Source organism: Actinoplanes xinjiangensis (genome assembly GCF_003148685.1).
GTDB lineage: Bacteria > Actinomycetota > Actinomycetes > Mycobacteriales > Micromonosporaceae > Actinoplanes > Actinoplanes xinjiangensis.
Genome location: NZ_QGGR01000007.1, coordinates 194182 through 207978 on the forward strand (window position 1 = coordinate 194182; position 13797 = coordinate 207978).

General features: G+C 71.7%; 12 protein-coding genes. 6 read left to right on the forward strand and 6 right to left on the reverse strand.

Annotation, left to right across the window (positions count from 1 at the left end):
• Positions 1 to 12 precede the first annotated feature (12 nt).
• Complete coding sequence (locus tag BC793_RS17885; RefSeq protein WP_109593677.1) at positions 13 to 1092, forward strand: hypothetical protein; 1080 nt, start codon at positions 13 to 15, stop codon at positions 1090 to 1092.
• Here the strand turns inward: BC793_RS17885 and BC793_RS17890 are convergent.
• The 3 genes from BC793_RS17890 to BC793_RS50610 form a co-directional block, all read right to left on the reverse strand.
• The gene (locus tag BC793_RS17890; RefSeq protein ID WP_203896266.1) at positions 1083 to 2552 is read right to left on the reverse strand and encodes a multicopper oxidase family protein; all 1470 of its coding nucleotides are present in this window, start codon (positions 2550 to 2552) and stop codon (positions 1083 to 1085) included. The genes BC793_RS17885 and BC793_RS17890 overlap by 10 nt on opposite strands.
• A gap of 268 nt (positions 2553 to 2820) precedes the next feature.
• Positions 2821 to 3483: a response regulator gene (locus BC793_RS17895; protein ID WP_109593678.1), complete on the reverse strand. Its 663-nt coding sequence runs from the start codon at positions 3481 to 3483 to the stop codon at positions 2821 to 2823.
• A complete protein-coding gene (locus BC793_RS50610) occupies positions 3476 to 5158 on the reverse strand; it encodes a sensor histidine kinase (protein WP_203896265.1) in 1683 nt (560 codons plus the stop codon). Before BC793_RS50610 ends, BC793_RS17895 begins: the two co-directional genes overlap by 8 nt.
• Positions 5159 to 5470: 312 nt before the next feature.
• On the opposite strand from BC793_RS50610, the gene BC793_RS17905 reads away from it, so the two are divergent.
• Positions 5471 to 6109, forward strand: a complete 639-nt coding sequence (locus tag BC793_RS17905; RefSeq protein ID WP_109593679.1) for a TetR/AcrR family transcriptional regulator — start codon at positions 5471 to 5473, stop codon at positions 6107 to 6109.
• A 138-nt stretch (positions 6110 to 6247) separates the two neighbouring features.
• Positions 6248 to 6526, forward strand: a complete 279-nt coding sequence (locus tag BC793_RS17910) for a hypothetical protein (RefSeq protein ID WP_109593680.1) — start codon at positions 6248 to 6250, stop codon at positions 6524 to 6526.
• Here BC793_RS17910 and BC793_RS17915 read toward each other — a convergent pair.
• From BC793_RS17915 to BC793_RS17925, 3 genes are all read right to left on the reverse strand, one after another.
• Complete coding sequence (locus tag BC793_RS17915) at positions 6515 to 7594, reverse strand: hemolysin family protein (RefSeq protein ID WP_109593681.1); 1080 nt, start codon at positions 7592 to 7594, stop codon at positions 6515 to 6517. The two genes, BC793_RS17910 and BC793_RS17915, sit on opposite strands and share 12 nt — an antisense overlap.
• Positions 7591 to 8931, reverse strand: coding sequence for a hemolysin family protein (locus tag BC793_RS17920; RefSeq protein ID WP_109593682.1), 1341 nt, complete (start codon positions 8929 to 8931; stop codon positions 7591 to 7593). Before BC793_RS17920 ends, BC793_RS17915 begins: the two co-directional genes overlap by 4 nt.
• A gap of 718 nt (positions 8932 to 9649) precedes the next feature.
• Positions 9650 to 10285 (reverse strand): FMN-dependent NADH-azoreductase, encoded by a 636-nt coding sequence (locus BC793_RS17925; RefSeq protein WP_203896263.1) that lies wholly within the window; start codon positions 10283 to 10285, stop codon positions 9650 to 9652.
• Positions 10286 to 10375: 90 nt separating this feature from the next.
• Between BC793_RS17925 and BC793_RS17930 the strand changes: the two genes are divergently transcribed.
• From BC793_RS17930 to BC793_RS17940, 3 genes are all read left to right on the forward strand, one after another.
• Positions 10376 to 10807 carry a MarR family winged helix-turn-helix transcriptional regulator gene (locus BC793_RS17930; RefSeq protein WP_109593684.1) on the forward strand — a complete coding sequence of 144 codons (432 nt, stop codon included), beginning with the start codon at positions 10376 to 10378 and terminating at the stop codon, positions 10805 to 10807.
• The gene (locus BC793_RS17935; RefSeq protein WP_109593685.1) at positions 10804 to 12000 is read left to right on the forward strand and encodes an MFS transporter; all 1197 of its coding nucleotides are present in this window, start codon (positions 10804 to 10806) and stop codon (positions 11998 to 12000) included. Before BC793_RS17930 ends, BC793_RS17935 begins: the two co-directional genes overlap by 4 nt.
• Before the next feature lie 771 nt (positions 12001 to 12771).
• On the forward strand, positions 12772 to 13734 hold the full coding sequence (locus BC793_RS17940) for a LacI family DNA-binding transcriptional regulator (RefSeq protein ID WP_239170079.1): 963 nt from the start codon (positions 12772 to 12774) through the stop codon (positions 13732 to 13734).
• The last annotated feature ends 63 nt before the right edge of the window (positions 13735 to 13797 follow it).

Below are 13797 nucleotides of genomic sequence, written 5' to 3' on the forward strand. Positions count from 1 at the left end.
AGATTCCGGGGTATGCCCGAGCGCACGCACATGGTGGACGCCGTCAACTGGGTTTCCCTGACGCGCGACCCCCGCGCCTCCACCGGGGTGCCCGACGCCCTGCACGCGCTCTGGTCCGGTGACGAGTTCCTGCGGCGCAGCGCCTACAACTACCTGGCCGGCACCCTGGTCCAGCAGGGCAGCCGGTTCCCGACCAGCATCGCGGCGATCCCGTTCCTCACCGACGTGATCGCCGACCCGGCGGCCGGTGACCGATTCGGCGCCTGCCAGCTGCTGCGGCTGATCGCGATCGGCGACGAGACGTACTGGCTGATCGAACGGCCCGATCCGGCGGTGCTGCGGGCGACACCCGCCCCCGACCAGTGGGACATCGCCGCCTACGACGCGGTCCGCGCCCGGATCCCGGCGTTCCTGACCGCACTGCACGACCACGACCCGGCGGTGCGGATGCACACCGCCCACCTGCTGTCCTGGTTCCCGGAGGAGCGCCACGTCGTGGTGCCGGCCCTGACCCGCGTGATCGGGTCGGAACCCGGCGAGCACGCCGAGGTCGCCGCCGTCGCGTCGGTCGCCGCCGCCCTGGCCGGCGGACTGGCCGCCGACCGCACCCTGACCGGCGCGCTCGCCATGCGCCTGGCCGGGCCGCTGCCGACCGAGCGGTGGGCCGCGGCGATCGCGGTGGCCACCCTGTACACCCGGCCGCCCCGCGAGGTGATCGACCAGGTCTACGAGTGCCTGCTGGAAGCCCCCGACCCGGTCCCGAACTGGCCGTTCCTCGACGGCGACATGCGCACGCTCGCCGCCCTGACACTGTCCCGGCTCGACCCGTCGACGGCCCCCGAGCGGGTGGAATTGCTGATCCGGCGGCTGCGCCAGACCCGCCCCGGCCAGGAGCGCACCACTCTGATCGGCGCGCTCGTCGACTCGGTGTTCCCGCGCACCAACAAGCTGGTCAGCCGGTTCACCGACCTCCAGCTCGCGGTGGTGCGGGCGCTCATCGAGGCCGACGCCTGGGGTGACGGCCCGTACGTGGTGTCCCTGCTGGCCGCCGCCGGACTGCCGAAGGACGGGCCGGGCGGCTTTCAGTCATGATGATGGCCGGCCGGGATGGTCCGCGGCACGAGCTGCTCGGTACCCGGCTCGACGACCACGAACTGGCCCATCATGCCCTTGTCCTCATGCCGTAACAGATGACAGTGGTACATGTAGGGCGTGACCGGGTCGGTGTACGGGCCGAACCGGACGAGTAGCCGTACCTTCGCCTTCTTCGGGATGAACACGGTGTCCTTCGGGCCGGCCTGATAGGCGGGCGGCGGCTGCCCGTTCACGTCGAGGATCCGGAACGCCACCTCGTGAATGTGGAAGTTGTGGGCGTACGTCGTGTTGTCGATCTCCCAGATCTCGACCGCCCCCGCCGCGACCACCTCGTCGATGCGCGACATCTCCATGTCCCGCCCGTTGATCTCCGAGCCGGACAGCTCGAACCGGCGCACCCGGGCCCCCGGCGGCGGTGTCTCACCCGCCGGGCCGCCGAGCGCCGCCGGGAGCTTCACCGCCGGTTCGAGGGTGGCCGCGGCGGTGAACCGGACCAGGTCGAAGTCGTCCTCCTCGATGTCGTTGGCCTGCTTCCGCGGCTCACCCACACTGTTCATGACGACCGTCTCGCCCGGCGCGAACCGCACCACGATCTCCACCCGCTCGCCGGGACTGATCTTCACCCGGTCGGCCGTCGCGGGCCGCTCCAACATCCCCTGATCACCGGCGACAACATCGAAGCGGCGGCCGTCGGCGAACCCGATCCGGTAGACGCGCGCATTCGACGCGTTCAGCAGCCGGAACCGGACCAGCTCGGCACCCACCTGATGGAACGGGCGGTACGTGCCGTTGACCAGGATCGTGTCACCGAGCAGCCCGAACGTGCCGCTGTCCACACCGCCGGTCGCCAGGTCCGCGCCGTCGAACACCTTGTCCTGCACGATCAACGGGATGTCGTCGACGCCGTACTCGTCCGGCAGCTCCGGCCCATCGGGGTCGTCGATCAGGAACAGGCCGGCCAGACCCCGGTAGACATGCATGGCCGTCTTCTCGTGCGGGTGCGGGTGGAACCATCCGGTGGCCGCGGGCTGGTCGATCGTCCACTCCGGGGTCCAGGTGGCGCCCGGCTCGATCATCTGGTGCGGGCCGCCGTCCATCCGGGCCGGAAGCCGCATGCCGTGCCAGTGCAGGGTGCTCGCCTCAGGCAGCCGGTTCGTGACCGCCATCCGGACCTTCTCACCCCGTTTCGCCCGCACCACCGGCCCCAGATAGTCACCGTTGATCCCCCAGGTCTCGGTCACCTTTCCGGGGAAGAAACCGGAACGCCCGTCGGCGCGCAGGGTCAACGCGAACCGCCGCGCCCCATCCGGGTCGATGGTCGACGTGGCCGGAGCCGGAATCCGCAGCCGGTTGCCGTCACCGCCGGCGCCACTGCCGCCGCCGGGCGCGTCCTCGTCGGAACAGGCGCTCAGAAACGTGGAGAAAACCGCAAGAGAAAGAAGAGTTCGCCGTTTCACGAATTCAATTCTGACGACCTTACGAGCCAATGGTAATCAGTTGTTTCCCCCGCCCGAAAACACATCCCGAGATGTATTTCGCTGCCTACCGCGTACATCCCGGGAAGTACGGCCCGGCCGCGCGTCGGCCCGGCTGAGCCGGCCGGCGGGGAGCCGGTGGCTGCGCCGGCTGGTGGTGCTGCGCTGCCTGGTGGGCGCCGGGATGGCCGTGCGGCCGGTCTGCCCGGCGGCGCTACGGCTCCGCCCAGCCGGCCCGGCTCGCGGTTCGTCAGGGGAGCCAGCCTGGTATCGCCCGGCCCGATTCGTAGGCCCACACCACCAGCTGGGCGCGGTCCCGCAGGCAGAGTTTGGTGAGGATCCGGCTGACATGGGTCTTCGCGGTCGGGTAGCTGATCGCCAGGGCGGCGGCGATCTCCTCGTTGGAGTGGCCGGCCGCCACCAGGTCCAGGATCTCGGTCTCACGGGCGGTCAGGGCGGCCAGTTCCGGGGCGGGCGGCGGTTTCAGCCGGGCGGCCATCTCGGCGATCAGACGGCGGGTCACCGACGGTGCGAGCAGGGCATCGCCGCGGGCCACCACCCGTACCGCGTGGATCAGCTCGGCCGGTTCGATGTCCTTGAGCAGGAACCCGCTCGCGCCGGCCCGGATCGCGCCGTAGACGTACTCGTCCGATTCGAAGGTCGTCAGAATGATCACCCGCACGCCGTCGAGGGTCTCGTCGGCGCAGATCTCGCGGGTCGCCGTCAGGCCGTCGGCGACCGGCATGCGGATGTCCATGAGCAGCACGTCCGGCCGTAGCCGCCGGGCCAGCCGGACAGCCTCCTCACCGTCGGCGGCCTCACCGGCCACGGTCATGTCCGGCTCACCGGAGAGGATCGCCCGGAACCCGGCCCGAACCAGCGCCTGGTCGTCAGCGAGAACGAGGTTAATCATCGCGCTCCGTTCTGATCGGGGGACAGGCGCACTCCGGGGAGTTGGCCGGCTTCGCGCTTGCCGGAGGGGGAGGGGCTCTGCGCTCGCCGGAGGGCGAACCGGGCTCGATCGCGTCGGAGGGCGGATCGCCTTCGCCTTCGCCTTCGCCTTCGCCGGAGTGTGGGCCAGCCTCGGTCATGTGCGTGGGCGGACAGGGATCGGGTCGGTCGGAGGGGGGAGGGTTTTCGCCCTTGGCGAGGGGCGGGCCCGCCTCGATCCTGTCCGAGTGTGGATCGGTCTCGATCTTGTCGACGGGCAGGCGGGCCTCGACCCGGAAGCCTCCGCAGGGTCGGGGGCCCGCGGTGACGTTTCCGCCGAGTGCGGCCGCGCGCTCCGCCATACCGCGAATGCCGTTACCCTCCGCCATCGTGGCGACCTCCGCGCCGTCGTTCTCCACGACAGCCACCAACCAGCGGTCCGACGCAGACCCACAAGATCGCGGCGACAGGTGGGGCCCGGTATGGGTCGGCTCGTGGGGCTTGGCATCGGCCCGCCCGTGAAGTTCGGTGTGGGGCGACTCGTCAGGCGTCGGATAGGGCGACCCATGACGCGAGGAGTGACTTTGCGTGCCTGGTGCGGGGTGGGCCGGCGGGTGCGATGCGGCGGGGATGGGCGTCAGGTGGATCGCGACGTCGATGGTGGTCGCGGCGGTGGCGTGACGGACCGCGTTGGTGATCGCCTCCTGGACGATGCGGTAGGCGGCCTGCTGGACCGCGGCCGGGGGTGGGTCCGGTACCTCGATCGCGGACCGGACGGTCAGACCGGTGGCCGAGGTGCGGTCGAGGAGTTCCGGAAGAGCGGCGAGGGCCGGCCGGACCGGTTCGCGGAGGACACCCAGGACCTCCCGTAGCTCGCGGAGGGCGTCGCCGCTCGCGGTGCGGATGGCCTGGAGCGCCGCGAAGGCCCCGTCCACCGAGCGGGTGTGCAGTGCGGCACCGGCCTGGACGCTGATCAGGGACAACTGGTGGCCGAGGGCATCGTGCACCTCACGGGAGATCCGCAACCGTTCCTCGGTGGCTCGCCGTAGTGCCTCGGCCTCGCGGGACGCCTCAGCGCTGCGGCGGGCGGCCTCCGCGTTCTGCCGGGCCTCGTCGGCGTTCCGCTGAGCGGTCTCGGCGTTGTTCCGGGCGGCTTCGGCGTTGTTCGCCGCCGCTTCCGCGTTGTTCCGGGCGGTTTCGGCGAGAGTGGCGCGTTCCTCGGCCTGGGTGGTCTGGTGGGCCCGGCCGCGGATCACCTCGCCGAGCACCACCGGCAGTGCCAGGAGTGGCGCGACCGAGGCGGCGGTCGGCAACGGTGCCGAGGCGGTGGCGGTGACGACCAGCAGCAGGCCGGCGGCCGCGGCGCCGGACGGGACCGGGCCGCGTTCGCGGGCCACCGTGTAGAGGGCCACGACCAGGCTCACCGCGATCGGCGTGTCGGGGAAGCCGAGCGGATAGTAGGCGACGCAAGCGGCTCCGGTGACGAGCAGGACCGGGATCGGGTGGCGCCGCCGCCACAGCAGGGCCGCCGCGGACGTCAGGATCAGCGCCCAGCCCCAGGGCGCGAGCGCCCGGTCGTCACTGTCGGCGCCGGCGAGCGCCACCGCGGCCACGACGGCGGCCAGCCCGGTGGGGAGGGCCGCGTCCCGGATGCGCATGCCGACCACCCTATGGCGTGACCGGTGGCCGCCGCGCTTGAGCGGTCGCTCAAACAGCGCTAGGTTGGCGGTTGAGCGAGCGCTCAAACGGGGGGAGACCGGTGACGGCGACAGGGTTCACACCGGGGACGGCCGGTCACGGCCGATCGCCGTCACCGGTCTCAGGGGGCTGCTCCGGGCGTACACCCGAGGGTCGTTCCGGGCGTACATCCGGGGGTTGCTCCGGGCGTACATCCGGGGGTCGGTGGTGAAGAACGCGCCCGGTGCCCTGATCGCGCCCTCGCATGCCGGGCTGAGGCAGAATGTCGCGTCATGAGTGACACCAAGCAGCGACTGCTCGAAGGCGCCCTGGCCGCGCTGCGCGAACACGGTGTCACCGGCGTATCGGCCCGGACCATCGCAGCGGCCGCCGGGGTCAATCAGGCGCTCGTCTTCTACCACTACGGTTCGGTCGACGAGTTGCTCGGCACCGCCTGTGAGCAGGCCACCCGGCAGCGGGTGGCGGCCTATGCGGACCGTTTCGCCGCCGTCACCTCGTTGCGGGAGCTGCTGTCGGTGGGCCGTGAGCTGCACGAGTCCGAGCTGGCGGCGGGCAACGTCTCGGTGCTGGCGCAGATGCTCGCGGCCGCGCAGACCGGGGAGCGGCTGGCCGCCCCGACCGCGGCGGCGCTGCGGATGTGGTCGGACGAGATCGAGTCGGTGCTGCACCGGTTGCTGGCCGGCTCGCCGGTGGCCGAGGTCGCCGACCTGCCCGGCCTGGCGCGTGCGGTGGCGGCGGCGTTCGTGGGCCTGGAGCTGTACGAGGGTGTGGACCACGAGGGCGGCCGGCAGGCGATGGCGGCCCTCGACCAGCTCGCGGTCCTGGTCGAGGTGGTGGACGAGCTGGGACCGCTGGCCCGGCGGGCGCTGCGATCCCGGATCCGCAGCCACCTGAAAGAGGGAGCCACCTGAAAAAGAGAGCCGCCTGAAGAGGGGCCACCGGAAAGACGGAGTCACCTGGAAGACGGATCCCGGGAACCGCTCGGCCGACAGGAGCGACCAACAAGCGTGTCTCTTCCCGATTTGACCACCTATGCCCCACATCGTTCAGTGCCGGACGCCGAGTTCGGGGGCACGATCGTTCCCGGTCTGCGTGCCGACTTCTACCGACGGCCCGACGGCGACCGGATCGCCTCCGTGGGCCGGTACTCCTACCGCGGCCGGGACGTGCTGATGGCGTGGGGCTACGTCGACGAGAAGCATTGCCGCCGGCACGCCGTCCACTCGGCGGGCCGGGGCTGGAGCGCGGTCGTCGACGGCTGCCCCGACGTCCGGTTCGACGACGGTTTCGAGGTACGCACCCCGGACGGTGAGTGGCTACGCGCCTGACCGGGACGTCCGGCCGGCCCGGCGCGCCGCGTCGATGACCGGGTCGGTCTCGTCGTCGAACTGGCCGATCACCTGTTCCAGAAGGTCCTCCAGGGCGACCAGCCCGACCACCTCGTCCGCCTCGGTGACCAGTGCGACCTGGTTGCGTTCCCGGCGCATCGCCGCGATCGCGTCCAGGCCGCTGGTTCCGGCCGGCAGGCGCAGCGGCGAGGTCATCAGCTGTCCCGCCGAGGCGCCGCTGCGGGTGCCGACGGCCTTCGCCGCCTCCCGTACGTGCACGATCCCGGCGATCGCCCCGTCCCCAGACGTGACCGCCAGCCGGGAGCGGCCCGCCTCGAGGCTGCGCAACTCCACGTCGCGGGCACCGGCGCCGTCGGGCACCGACACGATCCGTGCGGTCGGGGTCATCACGTCGCGTACCGTCGTCGACTCCACCGCGAGCATCGCGGTCAGCAACTCGTGCTCGGCGTCCGGGATCGTCCCGTGTTCCTTCGACGTCTCGAGCAGCATCCGCAGCTGCTCGGCGCTGTGCACCTGGGCCAGCTCGTCCTGTGGGGTCACCTTGACCAGCTTGAGACAGGCGTTGGCCAGTCCGTTGAGCGCCGCCAGCACCGGCCGCAGGACGGTGGTGAACCCGACGAACGGGATCGCCAGCAGCTGCGCCGACGACTCCGGGTGGCTGATCGCCCACGACTTCGGGGCCATCTCGCCGACCACCACGTGCAGGAAGCCGACCAGCGCCACGGCGAGTACGAACGCCACCGCGTAGGCGGCTTCCTCGGGCAGCGGGGTCGCCGCGAACACCGGTTCCAGCAGGCGCGCGACGGTCGGTTTGGCGAGCGCGCCGAGGCCGAGGGTGCACAGGGTGATGCCGAGCTGCGCCCCGGCGAGCATCATCGACAGTCGCCGGGTGCCGGCCAGAGCCGCCCGGGCGCCCCGCGAGCCCTCGGCGGCGGCCGTTTCCAGGCGGTGCCGTTTCGCCGCGACCAGCGCGAACTCGGCGGCCACGAAGAAACCGTTCAACACCAGCAGCGCCAGCGAGATCAGCAGGGCGGGGGTGGTGCTCATGCGCCGTCCTTCACCGTCAGTGCGATCCGTTCCGGAATGCGCCGCCGGATCGACAGCACGGTCAGCGTCGCGATCCCCTGCGGCAGCGGTTCGCCGTCCTCGTCGAGCAGCGGCGGCAGCTCCAGGTCGATGCTCGACCGCACGGCGGGCAGCCGGCCGAGGCGGGCCATCAGCAGCCCCGACACCGTGTCGTAGTGGTCGTCCTCCGGCAGCCGCACACCGGTGGCCTCGGCGACCTCGTCGATCCGGGCCCGGCCGGGGACGAACCAGCCGTCACCGTCACGCTCGATCACCGGCTCGGGCAGATCGTCCTCGTCGCGGATCTCGCCGACCAGTTCCTCGGCCACGTCCTCCAGGGTGATGACCCCGGCGAACCCGCCGAACTCGTCGACCACCACCGCCATCTGCCGGTGCGCCGCCTTCAGCCGGTCCAGCACCACCGGCAGCGTGCACGACTCGGGCAGCGCCACCGGGTCCGCGGCCAGTTCCCGGACGGGGGTCGTCGACCGTACCGCCGGATCGAGGGCGACCACATCGTTGATCGACACCACGCCGATCACGTCGTCGAGGCCGTCGCCGGTCACCGGGAACCGGGAATGGCCGGTGTCCAGCAGATCCACCACCCGGGAGGCGGGCTCCGACGCGTTGATCGACGTCACGTCCATCCGCGGCCGCATCACCTCGGCGGCCGTCCGGCTGCGGAAGTCCAGCCCGTGATCGAGCAGCCGGGCCGCCCGCGCGTCCAGCGCCCCGTGGCTGCGCGACGTCTCGATGATCCGGTCCAGGTCCTCCGGGGTGGCACCCTGGGGCAGTTCCTCCACCGGTTCGATGCCGACCGTGCGCAGCAGCCGGGTCGCGGTCGCGTCGAACACCCGGATCAGCGGCCCCATCACGGTCAGGTAGATCACCGTGGACCGCGACAGTGCCCGGGCCACCGCCTCCGGCCTGGCGATCGCCAGGTTCTTCGGCGCCAGCTCACCCAGCACCATCTGCACCACCGTGGCGAACAGCAGAGCGAACACCGTCGAGATCGACGCGGTCACCGTCTTCGGCAGACCGGTCGCCCCGAGCAGCTCGGCGGTGCCCGCACCCAGGTAGGGCTCGGCGACATAACCGGCGAGCAACGCGGTCACCGTGATGCCGACCTGGGAGCCGGACAACACGAACGACAGCCGCTGCGTCACCCCCAGAGCCCGCCGGGCCGCGGCGTCACCCTCGTCGGCGAGCACCCGCAGGCGCTCCCGGTCGACGGCCACGTAGGCGAACTCCTGGGCCACGAAATACCCGGTCGCCGCAGTCAACAGGACGATAGCCAGAATGCCGATCGTGATCAGCACGAACAGTCACCGCTCCAACGATCAAACACGCTCGGTAACCTAGCAGGCCCCCGGGTGGACCCGAGACCGCAGGCATTACCCGCCGCGCCACCCCTCACACCAGGTCGTCGTTTCTCTCACCCATCCGAACCGATCTCTTGTACGGCCACCAAAGGCACCGTGAGCCACACCGCGACATCCGCCCGCGGCCCGGCCGCAGCGCGACCGCCGGGCGGATGCGGTGCTCACCGCCTGCCACGTCGCCCACAACCCGCCGAAGGGCCCCCCGCAGAATCGGATCCGGCCCCTTCCCGATCCGACAGAGAGCCGCCCTCCGGCTGGCCGCCACCGCTGTCTCAGGCCCTCCGAGACGTTGGTGGGAACCAGCCGGACTGCCCGACGTACCGGGCTGCCGGGCTCGGCTGGCTGTCACCGCTGTCTCGCGGCCTTTGAGACGTTGGTGGGGGCCAGCCGGAGTGCCGGGCTGCCGGGCTCGGCTGGTTGTCACCGCTGTCTCGCGGCCTTTGAGACGTTGGTGGGGGCCAGCCGGAGTGCCGGACGTGCCGGGCTGCCGGGCGCGGCTGGTTGTCACCGCTGTCTCAGGCCCTCCGAGACGTTGGTGGGAACCAGCCGGACTGCCGGACGTGCCGGGCTGCCGGGCTGGCGGGTGCGGCTGGTTGTCACCGCTGTCTCGGGGGCTTTGAGACAGCGGTGACAACCAGCCGGGGGTGGGGGGTGGTTACGGGGCTGCGGTCAGCAACTTGGCGGTCTCTGCTGCCTGGGCGTGGGCCGAGCGGCGGGCGGCGTCGGCGTCGGCGGTGGCCAGGTTGGGGCGGAAGTGGACCGGGCTGATGTCGGTGACGCCGGCCCAGCGGAGCCAGTCCTCGAAGTAGGGGGCCTGGAAGTCGGCGCCGAACGTGGGCGGGCGCCCTGGCCCGTACACCGCACTGGTGTAGACGACCGCGGCGCGTTTGCCCCGCAGCAACCCGGTGTAGCCGCTCTCCGGGTCGAAGCCGAAGGCGAGGCCGGGCTGGCTGACGACGTCGATGAACTGCTTCAGGATGTACGGGACTCCGGCGTTCCACATGGGCACGCTGAACAGGTAGGTGTCGGCGGCGTCGAAGCGGCGGAACGTGGCGATGGCCGCGTCCCAGGCCCGGGCCGCGTCACCGGAGGGCTGCCGGCCGGCGAAGACGGTCATCTTCGCGGCGACCGCGTCGGGACCAAACGGCGGTAGTGCCCCGTCCCACAGGTCCCACTCGTCGATGGATGCGTCGGGGTTCACCTCCCGGACGGTGTCGAGGAAGGTGCGGGCGACGGCCAGGGACTCGGAGTCGCGGCCGCGCGGGGAGGAGGAGATGTGCAGAAGCTTCACGGTGGTTCTCCCGTTGAGAAGTGAATGCGTGCGCACGCACATTCCTACTCCGTTGCGTGCGCACGCACAAGAATTCGGTAGGCTCCGGTGATGAGCGACACCGACGTGGCCGCGTGGGCGGCCCTGCTGCGGGTTCACGCCGCGGTGGTCCCGGCTCTCGACCGGGAGCTCCAGGCCGCCTGCTCACTGCCCCTCACCTGGTACGACGTTCTGCTCGAACTGAACTACGCACCCGAGCGGCGGCTCAGCATGGGCGAACTCGGCCAGCGGGCGGTGGTCAGCCGCACCCGGGTCAGCCGGGTCGTCGACGCCCTCGCCGAGGCCGGGCTCGTCACCCGGGAGAGCAACCCCGACGACCGGCGGTCCGCGTACGCGACACTCACCGACGCGGGACTGGAACGATTCCGGGCCGCCGGACCGGTCTACCTGGACGGGATCAGACGGCACTTCACCAGCCTGATCACGGCGGACGAGTCGCGTACGATCGCTGCTGCCCTGCAGAAAGTCCTCGACGCACGGTGACCGGCGTCTCCTACCGGGAGGTGCTGCGCAGCGGGCGGCTCGCCGGGGTGATCGCCGGCGACGCGGTCGGCAAACTCGGCGACGGCATGCTGTTCGTGGCGCTGCCGCTGCTCGCCCTCCAGATGCACGGGAGCCTGCGCCCCGCCGCCGCCGTCTCGATCATCATCTCCGCGCCGTACGTGGTGGCCATGGCACTGTCGCTGTACTTCGGCGCCGGCCGCCGACGGTTCCGGGCCCGGCTCGTCGTCGGCGCCGACGGGATCCTGCGTGCGGTCACGTTCGCGGTGTGCGGGCTGCTCGCCGACAGTGGCCGGATCGCGTTCGCCCCGCTGATCGTGGTGCTGGCCGCCGGATCCGCGCTGCGCCTGATGTCGGCGAGCGGGCGACGGCTGCTGGCCACCGGCATGGCCGGCGAACGGGCCCGGCTGTCGGTGAACGGCCTGCTCGGCACCTCCGACAGCCTCGCCATGTACGTCGTCGGCCCAGCCGTCGGCGGGGTGCTGGCCGCGGTCACCCGGCCCGGGATCGCCGTCGCCGTCGGCGGATGCGCCTACCTGTCCCTGATCGTGTGCGCCACGCTGGCCCGCAGCGCCGCCGCCGACCCGGCCGCACCGACCCGATCCGGGTGGTCGGTGCTGCGCCGCAACACCGTCGCCTACCGGCTGCTCGTGGTGGACTTCCTGTTCAACCTGTTCTACGGGCCGGTCGAGGTGGCGCTGCCGCTGCTCGTGACCGGTGACCTCGGGGCCGGGGCCGGTGCGCTCGGCACCCTCTGGACCTGCTTCGGCGCGGGCGCGCTCGGCGGTGCGGTGCTGACCGGACGGCTGCAACGGTTCCGTCCACAGGCGACGGTCGTGGTCATCATCGGCGGGTGGGCGGTCGCGATGGTGCTGCTGGCCTTCGCGCCCACGGTTCCGGTCGCGGCGGCGGCACTGATCGTCGGCGGGGTCCTGTACGGTCCGTTCCTCGCCGTCGCCTACACCCTCCTTCAGGACAACCTGGAGGAAGCGGACCAGCAGCCGGTGCTCACCATCTACGCCGCCGGGATCGCCCTGGCGGCGCCACTCGGTCTCGGGGTGGGTGGGCCCGTGGTGACGCTCCTCGGCGCCCGCGGCGGAGTGTTCGCGTCGGCGCTGGTCACGGCCGTCCTCGCCCCGGCCGTGTGGTGGTGGATCCGCCCCCGGTCGTCCTGAATATCTTGCGGGGAGCCGGTCGCTCTTGTGCGGCGTGGCTGTCCCCTCGCGTCTGCCGACGGGATCCGTTCGCTTCTGCGGACCGGTCCCTTCGCCTCGGCGGACCGGTCCCTTCGCCTCGGCGGACCGGTCCCTTCGCCTTGGCGGACCGGTCCCTTCGCCTTGGCGGACCGGTCCCTTCGCTTTTGCGAACCGGTCCCTTCGCTTCTGCGGACGGATTCCTTCGCCTCGGCGGACGGGATGCCGGCGACGGTGGGGTCGCACAGAGCGCGATTGTGTGTCCGGGCCGTCGTGATAGCGACGATGAACGACCACGAATGGCCGATTGTGTGTTCCTGTCCCGCTCCAGACGAGGGTGAGAGCACACGTTCGCTGATTGTGTGATCTGAGCGAGGGTGGCCCACCTGTTCGCTTGCGGGGGATTCGAGTGAGGGTGGCGCACCCGTTCGCTGGCGGGGTGATTCCGTCGGCATGTCGGCACGGGTTCGAGGGGGATGGCGGCGCGGGGAGGGGCGGTTTTGGGGACGGATTATCGGTGGTGGGCGGGAGTAAGGTGAGCGACGAGACGGCTGTCGTCGATGCGGCTGTCCTGATGCGACCGGGAACCACGGAGAGCGTCGACCCGCGCCCCCAGCCCGGCGGCCGCGCTGGAGGGTGGGAGTGGGCAGCCTCTCGCGTGGTGGCTGCGGGACTGTCGGCGTTGGGCGGGACGGCTCCGGGCGTACCGGGAAAGGGGTGATGGTGGATCCCACCTCGAGTGACCGCCCGACGATGGCCGAGATCGCACATGCCGCGGGGGTTTCTCTCGCCACCGTGTCGAAGGTGTGGAACGGGCGCGCCGACGTCTCCGACCGCACCCGGGACCGGGTCGAGGAGCTGTTGCGGGTTCATGGCTACCGGGGCCGGCGGCAGTGGCACACCGAGGCGGCGGGCACCGTCGACGTGATCTTCTCGGAGATCGACTGCGCGTGGGAGGGCGAGCATCTGCGCGGCATCGAGGCGGCCGCGCACGAGGCCGGGGCCCGGGTCGTGGTGTCGTCGCTGGACCGTGGGGAGACGGCGCGGCGGCAGCTGCTGCAGCGGTTGCGGGCCGGGCGCACCGACGGGGCGATCCTCGCGACGATGACCGCCGCCGGGCCGCTGGTGGCCGCATTGAACAGGCTGAATGTTCCGGTGGTGGCGCTCGATCCGCTGCGCGCGCCGGCCGGGGATCTGCTGAGTGTGGATGCCGCGAACTTCGCCGGGGCGCGGGCGGCCACCGCGCATCTGCTGGAGCTGGGGCATCGGCGGATCGGGCTGGTCGCCGGGCTGGACCAGTTGCTGTGCAGCCGGGCGCGGCTGGACGGGTTCCTGGCCGCGCACGACGAGGCCGGGGTTCCGCCGGATCTCGATCTGGTCGAGCACGGTGAGTTCGACTTCCCGTCCGGGATCGCCGCGGGTGGCCGCCTGCTGGACCGCAGTGTTCCGCCGACGGCGGTGTTCGCGATGAGCGACTACATGGCGATCGGGGTGTATGAGGCTGCTCGGCTGCGCGGAGTGTCCGTTCCTGATCAGTTGAGTGTGGTCGGGTTCGACGATCTGCCGGGGGCGCGCTGGGCGGCGCCGCCGCTGACCACCGTCCGGCAGCCGTTGCGGGAGATGGGCGCGCTCGCCGTCCGCACGGCGCTCGGCCTGGCTGGGGGCGGGGTACTCGACACCCAACTGGTGGTCCGGGAGAGCACCGCGCCGATCTGACGCCGGCGGGCGCGGGCAGGAGAGAGCCGCGAGGCGGGAACGGCTGCGGGGCCCGCGGCGCGG

Excerpts from the sequence above, each read along its gene's own strand:
- BC793_RS17885 (WP_109593677.1), top strand. The coding sequence starts at position 13 with ATGCCCGAGCGCACGCACATGGTGGACGCCGTCAACTGGGTTTCCCTG.
- BC793_RS17895 (WP_109593678.1), bottom strand. The coding sequence starts at position 3,483 with ATGATTAACCTCGTTCTCGCTGACGACCAGGCGCTGGTTCGGGCCGGG.
- BC793_RS50610 (WP_203896265.1), bottom strand. The coding sequence starts at position 5,158 with ATGCGCATCCGGGACGCGGCCCTCCCCACCGGGCTGGCCGCCGTCGTG.
- BC793_RS17905 (WP_109593679.1), top strand. The coding sequence starts at position 5,471 with ATGAGTGACACCAAGCAGCGACTGCTCGAAGGCGCCCTGGCCGCGCTG.
- BC793_RS17915 (WP_109593681.1), bottom strand. The coding sequence starts at position 7,594 with ATGAGCACCACCCCCGCCCTGCTGATCTCGCTGGCGCTGCTGGTGTTG.
- BC793_RS17930 (WP_109593684.1), top strand. The coding sequence starts at position 10,376 with ATGAGCGACACCGACGTGGCCGCGTGGGCGGCCCTGCTGCGGGTTCAC.
- BC793_RS17940 (WP_239170079.1), top strand. The coding sequence starts at position 12,772 with ATGGCCGAGATCGCACATGCCGCGGGGGTTTCTCTCGCCACCGTGTCG.